The following is a 15,587-nucleotide window of genomic DNA, read 5'->3' on the forward strand; positions in this document are numbered from 1 at the left end:
GATGAAGCCGTTTCTGATCGCCGCGCTGCTATTGCCCGGCACCGCTTTCGCCCAGGCCGCGCCGGCGCCGGCCCCTGCCGCCAGCCCGACCGCCGCGGCGGCGAAGCTCACGCTCGACACGCCGATCCAAGACATCGTGGCGGATGCGCAGGGCAAGGCCGTGATCGACAAGCATCTGCCGGGGCTGATCGGCCTGCCGCAATATGAGATGTTCAAGGGGCTCAGCCTCAAGCAGCTCCAGCCCTATTCGGACGGCAAGCTGACCGACGAAATCCTCGCCAAGACCGCGGCCGACCTCGCCTCGATCAAATAATGACGAGACCGCTTATTGTTGCCAGCGCCGCGGTTGCGGCGCTGGTTGCGGGCACGCCGGCGCTCGCCCAGACCCAGAGCGACAGCATGACCTATCGCCAAAAGGCTGCCCCGATCGAGCCGCGCGTCGACGATCTGATGCGGCGGCTGACGCCGGAGGAAAAGGCATCGCTGCTCGCCGGTGCCAGCTCGATGACGCTGCAATCGATCCCGCGGCTCGGCATTCCCGCGATCAAGGTGACCGACGGCCCGACCGGGGTACGCTCGCCCGAGGGGCATCCCGCCACCGTCTTCCCGGTCGGTGTCGCGATCGCCGCGACGTGGAACCCCGAACTGGCCAGGACGGTGGGCGCCGCGATCGCCGAGGAAACGCAGGGCTATGGCGCCGCGGTGCTGCTCGCGCCGACGGTGAACATCGTCCGCACCCCGCGCTGGGGACGCAATTTCGAGACCTATTCGGAGGATCCGCTCCTCGCCGGCAAGCTCGCGCTCGGTTATGTCGCCGGGGTGCAGGGCAAGAATATCGGCGTCTCGCTCAAGCATTTCGCGGTCAACAATCAGGAGACCAACCGCTTCGTCGTCGATTCGGTGATCGATGAGCGCGCATTGCGCGAAATCTATCTCCCCGCCTTCGAAATGGTGGTGAAACAGGCCGATCCCTGGTCGGTGATGGCCTCGTACAACAAGATCAACGGCATTTATGCGGCCGAGAATCGCTGGCTGCTGACCGATCTGCTCAAGAAGGAATGGGGCTATAACGGCTTCGTCGTGTCCGATTGGGGCGCGACCCATTCAACCGCCGCCGCGGTCAACGCCGGGCTCGATCTCGAAATGCCCGGTCCGCCGAAATGGTTCGGCGAGAAGCTCGTCGCTGCGGTCCGCGCTGGCGAGGTAAGCGCGGCGCAGCTCGATGACAATGCGCGCCGTATCGTGCGGCTGATCGTGCGCAGCGGCGCACTCGACGGCACGCAGCCCAAGGGCGAGATCGGCGGCGTCCGCCACCGCGCCGTCGCGCGCGCCGCCGCCGAAGAAGCGATCGTGCTGCTCAAGAATGCCGGGATGCTCCCGCTCAAGCCCGGCATCAAGACGCTCGCGGTGATCGGTCCCAACGCCGATATCGCGCGGATTCAGGGCGGCGGCAGCTCCGCGGTGACGCCGTTCGACAAGCTGGCGACCCCGCTCGAGGCGATCCGCGCCGCGCTGCCCGGCGTCGCGGTGGTCTACGAAAAGGGCGTCGACAATGAGGAATTGCCCCCCACCGCCGCGCCCGCGCTGTTCAGCCCCGCGGCCGACAGCAGCGAAACCGGGCTCCAGGCGAGCTATTTCGCCAGCAAGGATTTCAGCGGCGCGCCGATGAAGAGCGAGCGCGTCACCGATTTCACCAAGCGGATCAGCGCCAATATCGCGAGCGCCACCGCGACCGGCTATGCCGCGATGCGCTGGTCGGGCGTGCTGCGCGCGCCCGCGACCGGGACCTATGAGTTCAGCGTGCGCGGAACGGGAAGCGGCGTGCTGACGCTCGACGGCAAGACAATCCTCGACAAGGCGACCGCGTCGATCCCCGACAATCGCGACGTGATCGGCTTTCCGGTGCCCAACCGCATCGTCAGCGTCACGCTGGAGGCGGGCAAGCTTTATCCGATCCAGCTCGATTACGTGACCGGGCAGACGCCTTATGAGGCGCTCAAATTCGGGATGCGGGTGCCGCGCCCCGATTTCGACGCGGCGGTCGCCGCGGCGAAGCGCGCCGATGCCGCGATCGTCATCGCCGGCTCGGCGTCGCTGACCGAAGGCGAGGGCTATGATCGCGCGACGATCGATCTGCCCGGCGAGCAGAACAAATTGATCGCGGCGGTGGCCGCGGCCAATCCCGCGACGACGGTGGTGATCAATGCCGGCGCGGCGATGACGATGCCCTGGGCGGACCAGGTCTCCGGGATCGTCGGCTTGTGGCTCCCCGGCCAGGAGGGCGCGGCGGCGCTCGCCGATATCCTGACCGGCAAGGTCAATCCGTCAGGCAAGCTGCCGGTCACCTTCCCCAAGCGCAGCACCGACGATCCCGCGCTGCTGACCGATATCAAGACCAGATATGCCGAGGGGCTGCTGGTCGGCTATCGCGGTTATGAGGCGCGCGCGGTGACCCCCCTGTTCGCCTTCGGCCACGGGCTGTCCTACACCAGTTTCGGCTATGACGCGCTCGTCGCGCCCGCGACGGTCGCGCCCGGCGCCCCGGTCAACGCGCGGCTGTCGGTCCGCAACACCGGCAAGCGCGCGGGCAAGGAGGTCGTCCAGCTCTATGTCGCGCGCGCCGATCGCACCCCCGATGAGCCGATCAAGCAACTCGCAGGCTTCGCCAAAGTGGCGCTGAAACCCGGCGAGAGCCGCACGGTGACGCTCGCGCTCGATCCGCGCGCCTTCGGCTTCTGGGACAGCGCAACGCATCATTGGGTGGCGCGCGCGGGCCGCTATCAACTGCTCGTCGGCGGCGCGTCGGACGATATCCGGTTGACGCGCGACATCGGGGTCACGGCGACCGCGCCGATCGACTGAACCGGCCGCCCAATTCAGGAACATTGTAATAACTCAATCTTCAATCTGTCGCATGACTGCAACGAATCCGTCACGGGACTGAATTAGCGCCCCGCTAGCCGTTTCAGGCCAAGGGGGCGTTTTTCATGAAGTTCGCGCATCACACGCGCCAGCACCTGCTGGTCGCGACCGCCATCGCTTACGCATTGACCACCGCCGCGGCCTATGCCGAGCCGGTCGATGCGAGCGCCCCCGCCGCGGCGACCGAAACGCCGGACAGCGGGAACAACGGGATCGCCGAGGGTTCCGACGTCATCGTCACCGGGACCAAGGCGAACGAGATCGCGCCGGTCACCGCCTCGCTCCAGACGACGCAGCCGCAATCGATCGTCTCGCGCTCGTTCATCGAGGATTCGCTCCCCGCCACCGCCGATTTCAACCAGATCGCGCTGATCGCGCCGAGCGTTTCGAATTACGGCAGCGCCAACGGCACCGGCCTGTCCGAATCCAAGGCGCAGATCCGCGGCTTCCAGGACGGCGAATATAACGTTACCTATGATGGCGTGCCGTTCGGCGACACCAACGATCCGACGCACCATTCGAATACTTTCTTCCCGTCGAACACGGTCGAGACGTTGATCGTCGATCGCGGCCCCGGCAACGCCGCGACGCTTGGCCAGGCGACGTTCGGCGGGAACATGAACCTGTTCAGCCGCGCGACGCGCGACACCGCCGGCTTCGAGGGCAAGGCGGCCTATGGCACGTTCAACACCTATCTGCTCCGCGCGGTGGCGCAGACCGGCGCGATCGACAAGCTCGGCGGCACCGAGGCGGTGTTCAGCACACAATGGGTGAAATCGGACGGGGCGCGCACCTACAGCCCGTTCCGTTCGTGGAACGTCTTCGGCAAGGTGACGGTCCCGCTCGGCGCGCATGCGCGGCTGACCTTCCTCGGCACCTATAACGTCAATCGCTTCAACCAGCCCGACAAGGACGGCGCGACGCTCGACCAGATCAGGCAATACGGCAAATATTACAGCCTCAACAACGATCCGACGAGCCAGGGCTATTTCGGCTATAACCACACCCGCAAGACCACCGATTTCGAGATCATCAAGTTCGAGGCCGATCTTGGCGCGAAATCGAGCTTCGAGAACCGCGCTTATACCTACAGCTACGACAATGAGACGCTGAGCGGCAGCGACGTCACCGCTTACGGCCATCTCGACAAGAACGGCCAGCAGATCGCCGAGGTGAATACGGTGACGCTAACCCTCGGCGCCAAGGCGGTCGCCGGTGTCCCCGGCTATACCAAGACCAACAAATACCGGATGTACGGCGATATCGCCAAGGTCCATCTCGACTTCGGGTTCGGCACGTTGACCACCGGCGCGTGGATCGAATGGTCCGACACCTATCGCCAGCAGCGCGACGTCGATCTGGTGACGATGCTGCCCAATTATGTCGAGAAGAAGGTGGCCAACCCGGCCACCAAGGTGGCGACGCCGCAGAACATCAAGTTCGATCAGAACAGCAATACCAACCACACCGAAGAGTTCGTCGAACTCGAACTGCGCCCGATCCCGGGGCTGAAGATCACCCCGGGGTTCAAACATGTCGATTTCAACCGTCGCATCGACGCCGCCTATAACCAGACGACGCGCTACGCCCAACGGGTGAGCAAAAACTACAGCGCCGATCTGCCGTTCGCGACGATCAACTATGCGGCGACCCCGACGCTTTCGGTCTATGCGCAATTTGCCAAGGGCTTCCTCGCCCCCTCGCTCGGCGTGCTCTATGTCGACACGCCCGGACGCTCGACGGTGGCACCGGAAAAGTCGACCAATTATCAGGCGGGCGTGGTCTATCACGGCCAGCGACTGAGCATCGACGCCGACGTCTACAAGATCGACTTTTCCAACAAATTCGCCTCGCTGACCTCACCCGACCCCGGCGCCGGCACGATCTGGGTCAACCAGGGATCGGTGCAGTACAAGGGCATCGAAGGCCAGATCACTTATGCCTTCCCCGGGGGGCTCGCGGTGTTCGCCAACGGGTCGCGCAACTATGCCAAGACCGACAACCCCGGCTTCATGGCGCTGCAGGTCGCCAACGCCCCCGAATGGACCGCGGCCGGCGGTATCCTGTTCAAGCACGGCCCGATGGTCTTCTCGCTGATCGACAAATGGACCGGCCGGCAGTGGTTCACCGATCCCAGCCAGATCGTCACCGGCGATACCAAGTCGTTCAACGCCTATGACGCCTATCGCAGCAACGGCTATAACAGCGCGATCCTGTCTGCGCGTTATGAACTCGGCCCGGTGCGGTTCGGGGTCGAGGTCAACAATCTGTTCGACTCGAAGCGCGTCACCAATATCAACACCGGCAAGACAGCGGCGGCCGACCAATATTTCTACCAGGTCGGCCGCACCGTGACCGGCGACATCACGGTGAAGTTCTGACGCCGGCGCCGTTGCCCGCGAATATGCGGGCAACGGCGGTCACGCCGCGAGATAATTGCCGACGCCGATCACCACGGTGGAAAGCAGCAGCGCGCCGATCCCCAGCCACACCAGCCACCGCGTTCCCGCGCGGACCCCGGCCCATTCGCGCAGCGCGAAGCCCCACAGCGTCGAGAACAGGATGATGCTCGCCATGTGCAGCGTCCAGGAGGAGAAACCGTATTTCCCCATCTGGCTCTCGCCCATCGTGTAGAAGAAGAACTGGAAATACCACAACGTCCCGCCCAGCGCGGCGAGCAGATAATTGCGCAGCAACGGCGGCTTTTCCGCCGTGCCGCGCCCCACGAATTGCCCCGCCGACCGGTTGCGCAGGATCAGCCAGCCGCACCAGATGAAATTGGTGGTGAAGCCGCCGAGCAGCACCACGCACAGCACCGGCAACCCCTGCCACAAGGAATCGGTCCCGGCGGCGATGCTCAGCGTGCGGATCGGCTGGCCGGCATCGAGCCCCCAGGCGAAACAGCCCGACATGATCCCGGAAAAGACCGCGATCGCCAGCCCCTTGGGCAGGTTGAACTCGGCGACGCTCTGGCTGGCGGCGGCGCCGGCCATGTCGCGCTCCTTGCGCCGCCCGGCCAATGCCACCACGACGATGCCGGCCAAAGTGATCGCGATGCCGACGAAGGTCATCTGCCCGCTCGCGGTTTCGGCGAGCGCGCCGAGCGTCCCGCGGAAGATCGGCGGCCCCATCGTCCCGATCATCGTCGTCAGCCCCAGCGCCACCGCCATGCCGAGCGACAGCCCGAGATAGCGCATCGTTAGCCCGAAGGTCAGCCCGCCGAACCCCCACATCGCGCCCCAGAACCAGCACCAGAACCAGGTCGACCCCGGGGTGCGGGCGAGCACGCCGAAGAGATCGTGAGTCTGGATCGAGGCGAACAGCCAGGGCGCGATCAGCCAGGAAAATACCCCGCCGACCAGCCAGAATATCTCCCAGGACCAGATGCGGATGCGACGATAGGGAACATAGAAGCTGGCCGACGAAAGCCCGCCAAGCCAATGAAACAGAACGCCAATCAGCGGGTTTCCGCCCATTCCTCCCCCCCTTTTGCTATAATATGCTTATCGATCTCGGCGATGCGGGTAACCCCGGTCAGCCCCATTGCGACGCGCATCTCCGCCGCGAGCAGATCGAGCACATGCGCCACCCCGGCCCCGCCCGCGCCGCCGAGCGCCCAGGCCCAAGCGCGCCCGAGCAGCACGCCCTTTGCCCCCAGTGCGAGCATCCGCACCACATCGAGCCCCGAGCGGATGCCGCCGTCGGCGAGCAAGGTCAGCCGGTCCCCCACCGCATCGGCGATCGCGGGGAGCGCGCGCGCGCTCGACGCCACGCCGTCAAGCTGGCGCCCGCCGTGGTTGGAGACGATCACCCCCTCCACGCCGCGCGCCGCCGCCTCGCGCGCGTCCTCCGGGTCGAGGATGCCCTTGAGCACGATCGGCCCTTTCCAATACTGGCGCACGAAATCGAGATCGTCCCAGCATGTGCGCGGATCGAAATTGTCGCGCATCCAGGCGAAGAAGTCGTTGAGCCCGGTCTTGCCGGCGAGCACCGGCACGACATTGCCGAGATGATGCGGCCGCCCCCACAATCCGACATCCCACGCCCAGCGCGGATGCATCAGCGCCTGCCCGAAGCGGCGGAGCGATCCCGCCAGCCCCGGCGCCCCTGCCAGCCCCGAGCGATAGTCGCGATAGCGCGTCCCGGGCACCGGCATGTCGACGGTGAAGATCAGCACCGGGCACGCCGCCGCCTGAGCCTGCTGCATCAGATCGATCATGAAGCCGCGGTCGCGGATCATGTAGAGCTGGAACCAGATCGGCGCGCGCGCCCCCGCCGTCACTTCGGCCAGCGGGCAGGCCGAGACGGTCGACAGCGTGAACGGCACCCCCGCCGCCTCCGCCGCGCGCGCTGCCTGCACCTCGCCGCGGCGCGCGTTGAGCCCCGCGAGTCCGACCGGCCCGAGCGCGACCGGCATCGCCAGCCGCTGCCCGAACAAGTTGGTCGACAGATCGATATCGGCGATGTCGCGCAGCACCCGCTGGCGCAGCGCCACCGCTTCGAGATCGGCGATGTTCCGCCCGAGCGTCACCTCGGCATAGGAACCCCCGTCGATATAGTCGAACAGGAAGCGCGGCAGCCGACGGCGCGCGAGTTCGCGATAATCGGTGATCGATGCGGCCTTCATGATGCCTCGCTATTCCTGCGCCATTGTGAGCGCGCGCCAGCGTGCGGCGTAAGCGGTGAGATCGCAATCGAGCGGCTGCACCGGAACGAGCGCGGCGGGCGGCGCCAGCGCCGGATCGATCAGCCGCAGCGCGCCATAAGAGACGTCATTATGCTGGTTGGAGACGAACACGCGCAGATCGGGTCGCAACGTCGCGAGCGTCCGGACGAACGCCTGCGCCTCGCCGAACCGCCCCTCAACCAGCACCCGATCGCGCGCGCCGATCAGATCGAGCGCGGCATCGGCGACCAGCGCCGCATAAAGGCAGACCGCTGCGCGCAACTCGATCGATCCGGCCGGCCGGTTGATCCAGCGCGAGGTGCCGTCGGGGAACGGCCCCACCCCCGGCGTCAGCGTCGGCAGCACGATCGCCCCCGCCGCGACGACACCGGGCAGCGCGGCGATGATCGCCGGCTGATCGGGGTTGATATCGACACGGCGCGCGTCGATCCCGGTCAGCAATTCGATCTCGCGCCCGCCCATGAAGCGCGCCGAGGGAATCGGGGTGCCGTGAACGTCGATATTGACCAGGCAGTCGCGCGCCTCGGGCAATGCCGCCGGATCGACGCTTGCGCCCTTTCCCGGCGTCCGCATCGCGACGAACCACGTCCCGGTCGAGAGGATCGTCGCCTCACGTCCGGCGATATCGGCGAAGCCGCGCGCGGCGAGCAGCGCCGCGTTGGAATCGTGCAATCCGCAATACACCGCGGTGTCGGCGGGCAGGCCGGTGTCGCCGGCCCATGTCGCGCCGATCGTGCCGATCGCCTCACCGGCGTGGCGCAGCGGCGCGAGGCGATCCGCCCAGCCGCGCCGCACCGCCAGTGCCGACGGCCGGCCCGACGCCGGGCACCATAGATCGCTGTGACAGCCGAGGCTCGTCACTTCCGACGCAGCGACCCCGGAGAAACGCCACGCCCAATATTGCGGCCAAAGCAGGATCGTCGCGTCGCCGCTCAGCAGCGCGGGATCGAGCGCGTCGAGGAAATGGAGCTGGCGCCCGAGGTTGAGCCCGTCGGCCAGCGCGGGTGAGCCGGTCTGCGCAAACGGATCGCGCTGGGCGTGATAGGTCGCGGCGCACTCGGCCGGGATCGGCTGCTCATAATCGAGCGGCGGCGCAGCGAGCTTTCCGTCGCGCACGATCGCCGCGGCGGCGCCGTGGCCGACCGGGATGATCCGCGCCACGCGCCCCAGCCCGGCGAATTCGCGCAGCACACCGCGCGCCCATTGCTCGATCCCCGCCGCGTCGAGCACCCGCGCGCGCACGCCGCCGATCGTCGCTTCGATACGTTCATTGGGCCGGGTCCGGCGCGCGAGCATCGCCCCGGATTCGTCCCACAGGCTGAGCTTCGACAAGGTTTTACCCAGATCGAGCACCACGCTCAGCCCACCCCTCAATATATCCTCCCGTTCTCGTGATGATTGATATTTAGCGAAGTTGATTGCATATGGCTAGACACTTTGATAGAGCGGCCCGCGCCGAACAGCGCGGCTGGGGAGAGTGATTCCGGATGCTTGAACACGAGACAAGGGAGCGCCACGCGGCGTCCGCCATTCCGTTCGCCGTGCCGCGCAACCGCTGGTCCGACGCGGAAGCGGCGGGCAAATCGCCCGAGGAATTGCTGCTCTATCGCTCGAACCTGCTCGGCGCGGACCTGACCGTGACCAATTTCGGCGGCGGCAACACCTCGGCGAAGATCGAGATGGCCGATCCGCTCACCGATGCGCCGGCGACGGTGCTGTGGGTCAAGGGATCGGGCGGCGACATCGGCTCGATGAGGCTCGACGGCTTCGCCACGCTCTATCTCGACAAATTGCTCGGGCTCGAATCGCGCTATCGCGGGGTTGACTTCGAGGATGAGATGGTCGGCTATCTGCCGCATTGCACCTTCAACCTCAACGCGCGCGCGGCCTCGATCGATACCCCGCTCCACGCCTATCTCCCCTATCCCCACGTCGATCATGTCCACCCGGACGCGATCATCGCGCTCGCCGCGTCCAGCGCGGGCAAGGCCGCGACCGACGCGATCTGGGGCGGCGCGATCGGCTGGCTGCCGTGGAAGCGCCCCGGCTTCGAGCTCGGGCTCCAGCTTCGTCAACTCGTCACCGAACAGCCCGGCCTGCGCGGCGCGATGCTCGAAGGGCACGGCATCATCTGCTGGGGCGATACCGCCAAGGCGTGCTACGACAATACGGTCGCGCTGATCGCCGACGCCGCCCATTACCTCAACGAGCGCCTCGCGCTCGGCCCCGCCTTCGGCGGCGAACGCGTCGCCCCCCGCCCCGCCGCCGAGCGCGCCGCTACCGCCGCGCGGCTGATGCCCAGGCTTCGCGCGCTGATGCCGGGCGAGCGCGGCAAGATCGGTCATTTCTCCGACGATCCCGAAACCCTCGAATTTGCCGGCAGCCGCGATTTCGCGCGGCTCGCGGCGATCGGCACCTCGTGCCCCGATCATTTCCTGCGCACCAAGATCGCGCCGCTCGCGCTCGATCCCGCGCGGCTCGACGACGAGGCCTATCTCGCACAGGCGCTGGAGGATTATCGCCAGCTCTACGCGGCTTATTACCAGCGCTGCGCGGAGCCGGGCGATCCGGCGATGCGCGATCCCAATCCGGTGGTCGTGCTGGTGCCCGGCGTCGGCCGCATCACCTTCGCCGCGGACAAGACCACCGCGCGTCTCGCCGGCGAATTCTACGGCAATGCAATCAACGTGATGCGCGGCGCCGAGGCGATCGGCGATTATGTCGGCCTGCCCGAGAAAGAAGCCTATCGCATCGAATATTGGGCGCTCGAGGAAGCCAAGTTGCGCCGCATGCCCAAGCCGAGGCCGCTGGTCGGCCGCATCGCCCTGGTCAGCGGCGGCGGCGGCGGGATCGGCGCGGCGACGGTGCGGCGGCTGCTGGCCGACGGCGCCTGCGTGATGCTGGTCGACCGCGACGCCGAGGCTGCCGAGCGCGTCCGCGCCGAAATGGCGCAGGCGTTCGGCAAGGATGTGGTGCGCGCCGAAACCTGCGACGTCACCGACGAGCGGCAGGTCGCCGCCGCGTTCGACGCATGCACCCGCGAATTCGGCGGGCTCGACATCCTCGTCGCCAATGCCGGCATCGCCTCCTCCGCGTCGATCGAGGAAACCAGCGTCGAATTGTGGCGGCGCAATTACGACGTGCTGACCGAGGGCTATTTCCTCAGCGCGCGCGCCGCTTTCCCGCTGATGCGCGCGGTCGGCGGCGGCTCGATCGTGTTCATCGGGTCGAAGAATGCGCTCGCCGCGGCGGTCAACGCCTCCGCCTACGCCTCGGCCAAGGCGGCGTCGCTCCACCTCGCGCGCTGCCTCGCGCTGGAAGGCGCGCCGCACGGTATCCGCGTCAACACGGTCAATCCCGATGCGGTGATCAAGGGCTCGCGGATCTGGGACGGCGACTGGCGCAAGGAACGCGCCGGCGCGCACGGCATCGATCCCGGCTCCGAGCTCGAGGAACATTATCGCAATCGCTCAATGCTCAAGCGCGACGTGCTGCCCGAAGATGTCGCGGAAGCGGTGTATTTCTTTGTTTCCGAAGCATCTTCCAAATCGACCGGAAACATCGTCAATGTCGACGCCGGAAACGCCCAGGCATTCACCCGATAAGCAGCGAGAGAGACGGGCAATGGCGAAGGAACTGCCGCTTTCGGCCGATCAGATCGAAAGCCACAATGCCGCGCGCCTCGATGCGCTGCACGACGATTACGACAGCCTGGGCCGCGCGCTCGCCCGCCGCGGCGTGGATATCGATGCGGTCAAGGCGCGTGTCGCAGGCTTTTCGGTCGCGATCCCGAGCTGGGGCGCGGGGCGCGGCGGCACGCGCTTCGCCAAATTCCCGATCCCCGGCGAGCCGACGACGATCCACGAAAAGCTCGCCGATTGCGCGGTGGTCCACCAGCTTTCGACCGTCACCCCACGCGTCAGCCCGCATTTCCCCTGGGATTGCGTGAGCGACTATGCGGCGCTGCGCGAGGAGGCCGCGACGCTCGGACTCGGCTTCGACGCGATCAATTCGAACACCTTTCAGGATCAGCCCGGCCAGAAATTGAGCTATCGCGACGGCAGCCTCTCGGCGGGCGACGCCGGGGTGCGCGCGCAGGCGGTCGACCATAATATCGACTGTATCGAGATCGGGCGGCAGCTTGGCTCGACCGCGCTGACGATCTGGGTCGGCGACGGCACCAATTTCCCCGGGCAACAGGATTTCTCCAAGTCGCTCGACCGCTATCTCGAGGCGGCAGCGCAGGTCTATGCCGCGCTGCCCGACGACTGGCGGATGCTGCTCGAACACAAAATGTACGAGCCGGCGTTCTACTCGACCGTCATCGCCGATTGGGGATCGTCGATCCTCGCCGCGCAGGAGCTGGGACCCAAGGCGAAATGCCTCGTCGACCTCGGGCATCACGCGCCCAATGTGAACATCGAGCAGATCGTCGCGCGGCTCCACCGCTTCGGCAAGCTCGGCGGCTTCCACTTCAACGACAGCAAGTACGGCGACGACGATCTCGACAGCGGCTCGATCAACCCGCACCAATTGTTCCTCGTCTTCAACGAGCTGATCGAGGCCGAACTCAACCCGCGCGACGGGTTCGACCCGGCCTATATGATCGACCAGTCGCACAACGTCACCGATCCGATCGAGAGCATGATCGCCTCGGCCGAGGCGATCGCCGGCGCTTATGCCAAGGCGAGCATCGTCGACCGCGCCGCGCTGGCCGAAGCGCAGGATGCCAACGATACGATGCTGGCCTTCCTCACGTTGCGAAAGGCCTATCGCACCGATGTCTCGCCGATCCTCGCGATGGCGCGGATGGAAGCCGGCGGGGCGATCGATCCGATCCCGGCCTATCGCGCGAGCGGCTGGCGCGCGCGCAAGGCGCAGGAGCGCGATGCGGTGGGGCTCGGCGCTGGCATCGTTTGAGCGAAAAAGATTGATTTCGGGGGATCAGCCCGGCACAACGGCCCGCTGCAATATCGAGGCCGCTACGGGATGCATGTCGAAGAACGTGATAGCCTGATCCTCAATCTGATCGGGAAGACCGGCTTCGTGTCGTTCAAGAGCCTGGAGGCGTCGATCCCCGCCTCGCCGGCGACGCTGCGCCGCGATCTCGACCGGCTCGAGGCGAAGGGCGTGATCCAGCGCGTGCGCGGCGGGGCGCGGCTGGTCGAGGACGAGGCGACGGGCGAGCGCGGTGACGTCCAGTCGCTCGCCGGGGTGCCGTTCCACGAGAATATCGATCGCAACCGCGCGCAGAAGGAAGCGATCGGCCGCGCCGCCGCGACGCTATGCAAGCCGGGTGAATCGATCATCATCGACGGCGGATCGACCACGCTGCAGATGTGCAACCATCTCGCCGATCTGCATCTCCAAGTGCTGACCAATTCGCTCCACGTGGTCAGCGCCTTGCTGCCCCAGCCGGGGACGCGGATCGCGGTGCCCGGCGGATCGGTGTTTCGCGAGCAGAATATCATCCTCGGCATCGGGGGCGAGGAATGCATGCCGCGCGTCTATGCCCCGCGATTGTTCATGGGCGCCGCGTTCGTCGGCGCGCAGGGGGTGATGCAGGCCGATGTCGTGCTCGCCGCCGCCGAACGCCAGATGATCGACCGCGCCGAATGGGTGGCGCTGCTGGTCGACAGCTCGAAATTCGCCGCGCCCTCGGGATCGGTGGTGTGCGGGCTCGACGAACTCGACGTGGTCGTCACCGATGCCGGGATCAGCGATATCCACGCGCGGATGATCGAACAGGCGGGCGTGGAGCTGATCATCGCCTGATCGGCAGCGGGCGCGGCGCGAGCGGCTCCACCCCCACCGGCTGTTAAATCTGGATCACCCACCACCGTTCGCCCTGGGCTTGTCGAAGGGCGGCCCGAACTCTCGGGCGGTAGGACGCCCTTCGACAAGCTCAGGGCCAACGGTTTTCCTCTATCAGCACGATGCTCTAGCCGCCGCGCTGCCAGCGCAATGGACCCCGGCTCAAGGCCGGGGTGACGGAGACGTGTGACCATTTGTCGCGAATTTCCGCCGAACGTCGATCACCCCTAGCGCAACCGCTTTGCATGTATTATGTATGGATCATTGCATGGCTCAGGAGCGAGCAATGACCGAAGAAATTGGCGGCGACAAGTTCAGGTGGATCCTCAAGAGCGGCTGGGAAGGGCTCTGCCCGCGCTGCGGCAAGGGCCATATGTTCAAGGCCTGGCTCAAGGTCAGCGACAAATGCGAGGTGTGCGGCCTCGATTATCGCTTCGCCGCGCCCGACGACGGCCCGGCGTTTTTCTCGCTGTGCATCGTCGCCTTCCCGCTGATCTTCTTCGTCGTATGGCTGCAGGTGGCGTTCGATCCGCCTTATTGGGTGCATCTCGTTACCTCGGTGCCGCTGATGCTGGCGGGCTGCGCGCTGCCGCTGCGCCCGATCAAGGGCTGGCTGGTTGCCTCGCAATATGTGAACAGGGCGCAGGAAGCCGGGACGGGCCGGCTGTGGGCGCAGCTTCACGGCCGTGACTATGAAGCGGGGAAAAGCGACTTTGACGACTGAGCTTTGGTTGCCGACCCTGATCGACGGCGCGGGCGCCAAATATCAGGCGATCGCCGATGCGATCGAAACCGCGGTCGCGACGGGGAGGCTGCGCGGCGGTGACCGCCTGCCCCCGCAGCGCGAGCTGGCGAGCAGGCTCAAGGTCGATCTGACGACGGTGACCAAGGCCTATGACGTTGCGCGCCAGCGCGGGCTGATCGAGGCGAAAGGGCGGCTGGGCAGCTTCGTGCGCGAACCCGGCGATACCAGCTTCGCGCAATTGCCGCAGGTCGATACCGGGATGAACATGCCCCCCGATCTGCGCGAGGGCGCGATCGGCAAGGCGATCGCCGATGGCACCACCGCGCTGCTGCGACACAGCTCGGGCGCGCGGCTGCAATATCAGCCGCCCGGCGGCGCGTTGCAGGACCGCATCGCCGGTGCCGAATTGATCGCGCAGATCTGCACTGCGACGGTCGCGGAGCAGACAGTGCTCACCGCCGGCGGGCAGAATGCGCTCCACGCGATCCTCGCATCCACGCTGGAGCGCGGCGATGCGATCGCCTGCGGCCGTTACGTCTATTCGGGGCTCAAGGCGCTGGCCGCGCGGCTCGGGCTGCGGCTCGTCGCGTTGCCCGAGATGAGCGCGGCGGCGCTGAAAGAGGCCTTGCGCGGCGAATCGATCCGCGCGCTCTATCTCGTCCCGACCAACGACAATCCGACCGCGCATACGTTGACCGCCGCGGCACGCGAGGCGCTGGCCGAGACCGCGGTCGCCGCCGGGCTGCAGATCATCGAAGACGATGCCTATGGGCTGCTGGCGGGCGATCGGCTGCCGACGCTGACCGCGTTCGCCGCGGCCAATTCCTGGTATGTCGCGAGCACGTCGAAGGTCATTTCCCCGGCGTTGCGGGTGGCGTTCGTCCGCGCGCCGACGGTCGAGGCGGCGCTTCGGCTGGCGGTCGACGTTCATGAGACGACGATCATGCCGCCCCCGATCAACGCCGCATTGGTCAGTAGCTGGATCAGGCAAGGCGTGCTCCAGACGCTTATCGCCGAGATGCGCGAGGAGGTGCGTGCCCGGCGCACGGTCGCCGACGAAGCGCTGGGCGATATCGCTTATGCCGCGCACCCGGACGGCTATCATCTCTGGATCGGGATCGCCAACGGCGCGACCGGACGCGAACTGGCCGAGGCGATGCGCGGGCACGATCTGCAGATCATTCCCGCCGGCCGCTTTGCGGTCGAGGGGGCGCCCGACGATGCGATCCGGGTTTCGCTCGGCGGCGCGGCGGATCGCGAGGGGCTCGCGCGCGGGCTGCGGACGTTGCGCGGGCATCTGGTTTCGCCGGCGCGGTTCAATCCGGTCGTCGCATAAGGACGCGCCTGCAGCAACCCAACCGTTCGCCCTGAGCCTGTCGAAGGCCGCACTTTCTTCGTCGGAAGAGAAGCACAGGGCTT

Annotated in this window: 11 protein-coding genes; 8 read left to right on the forward strand and 3 right to left on the reverse strand. The window is 66.7% G+C overall.

The genetic code is table 11. The annotated features are described in order from the left end of the window. The first annotated feature begins 1 nt into the window (after window position 1). The 3 genes from NED98_RS16615 (at window position 2) to NED98_RS16625 (ending at window position 5,303) form a co-directional block, all read left to right on the forward strand. Entirely contained in the window at window positions 2-313 is a 312-nt protein-coding gene (locus NED98_RS16615; protein WP_265313723.1) for a hypothetical protein, read from the forward strand. Continuing rightward, complete coding sequence (locus NED98_RS16620; protein ID WP_265313724.1) at window positions 313-2,862, forward strand: beta-glucosidase; 2,550 nt, start codon at window positions 313-315, stop codon at window positions 2,860-2,862. Before NED98_RS16615 ends, NED98_RS16620 begins: the two co-directional genes overlap by 1 nt. A 125-nt stretch (window positions 2,863-2,987) precedes the next feature. After that, complete coding sequence (locus tag NED98_RS16625; protein WP_265313725.1) at window positions 2,988-5,303, forward strand: TonB-dependent receptor; 2,316 nt, start codon at window positions 2,988-2,990, stop codon at window positions 5,301-5,303. Window positions 5,304-5,342: 39 nt separating this feature from the next. Here the strand turns inward: NED98_RS16625 and rhaT are convergent, their stop codons facing one another. Genes rhaT through NED98_RS16640 form a run of 3 tightly spaced genes read right to left on the reverse strand, consistent with a single transcriptional unit; the run spans window position 5,343 to window position 8,983 of the window. Continuing rightward, window positions 5,343-6,398: an L-rhamnose/proton symporter RhaT gene (rhaT, locus tag NED98_RS16630; RefSeq protein ID WP_265313726.1), complete on the reverse strand. Its 1,056-nt coding sequence runs from the start codon at window positions 6,396-6,398 to the stop codon at window positions 5,343-5,345. Further along, on the reverse strand, window positions 6,380-7,549 hold the full coding sequence (lldD, locus tag NED98_RS16635; RefSeq protein ID WP_265313727.1) for an FMN-dependent L-lactate dehydrogenase LldD: 1,170 nt from the start codon (window positions 7,547-7,549) through the stop codon (window positions 6,380-6,382). Before lldD ends, rhaT begins: the two co-directional genes overlap by 19 nt. A gap of 9 nt (window positions 7,550-7,558) precedes the next feature. Beyond that, on the reverse strand, window positions 7,559-8,983 hold the full coding sequence (locus tag NED98_RS16640; RefSeq protein WP_265313728.1) for an FGGY-family carbohydrate kinase: 1,425 nt from the start codon (window positions 8,981-8,983) through the stop codon (window positions 7,559-7,561). A 113-nt stretch (window positions 8,984-9,096) separates the two neighbouring features. On the opposite strand from NED98_RS16640, the gene NED98_RS16645 reads away from it, so the two are divergent. From NED98_RS16645 to NED98_RS16665, 5 genes are all read left to right on the forward strand, one after another. Then, the gene (locus NED98_RS16645; protein ID WP_265313729.1) at window positions 9,097-11,214 is read left to right on the forward strand and encodes a bifunctional rhamnulose-1-phosphate aldolase/short-chain dehydrogenase; all 2,118 of its coding nucleotides are present in this window, start codon (window positions 9,097-9,099) and stop codon (window positions 11,212-11,214) included. Between the two features lie 19 nt (window positions 11,215-11,233). Further along, entirely contained in the window at window positions 11,234-12,529 is a 1,296-nt protein-coding gene (gene rhaI / locus NED98_RS16650; protein WP_265313730.1) for an L-rhamnose catabolism isomerase, read from the forward strand. Between the two features lie 69 nt (window positions 12,530-12,598). After that, window positions 12,599-13,384: a DeoR/GlpR family DNA-binding transcription regulator gene (locus NED98_RS16655; RefSeq protein ID WP_265313731.1), complete on the forward strand. Its 786-nt coding sequence runs from the start codon at window positions 12,599-12,601 to the stop codon at window positions 13,382-13,384. Window positions 13,385-13,709: 325 nt separating this feature from the next. Continuing rightward, window positions 13,710-14,147, forward strand: a complete 438-nt coding sequence (locus NED98_RS16660; RefSeq protein ID WP_179513865.1) for a DUF983 domain-containing protein — start codon at window positions 13,710-13,712, stop codon at window positions 14,145-14,147. Continuing rightward, window positions 14,137-15,504, forward strand: coding sequence for an aminotransferase-like domain-containing protein (locus NED98_RS16665; RefSeq protein WP_265313732.1), 1,368 nt, complete (start codon window positions 14,137-14,139; stop codon window positions 15,502-15,504). Before NED98_RS16660 ends, NED98_RS16665 begins: the two co-directional genes overlap by 11 nt. Window positions 15,505-15,587 lie beyond the last annotated feature (83 nt).

This window comes from Sphingomonas lycopersici, assembly GCF_026130605.1.
Classification (GTDB): Bacteria; Pseudomonadota; Alphaproteobacteria; order Sphingomonadales; family Sphingomonadaceae; genus Sphingomonas; species Sphingomonas lycopersici.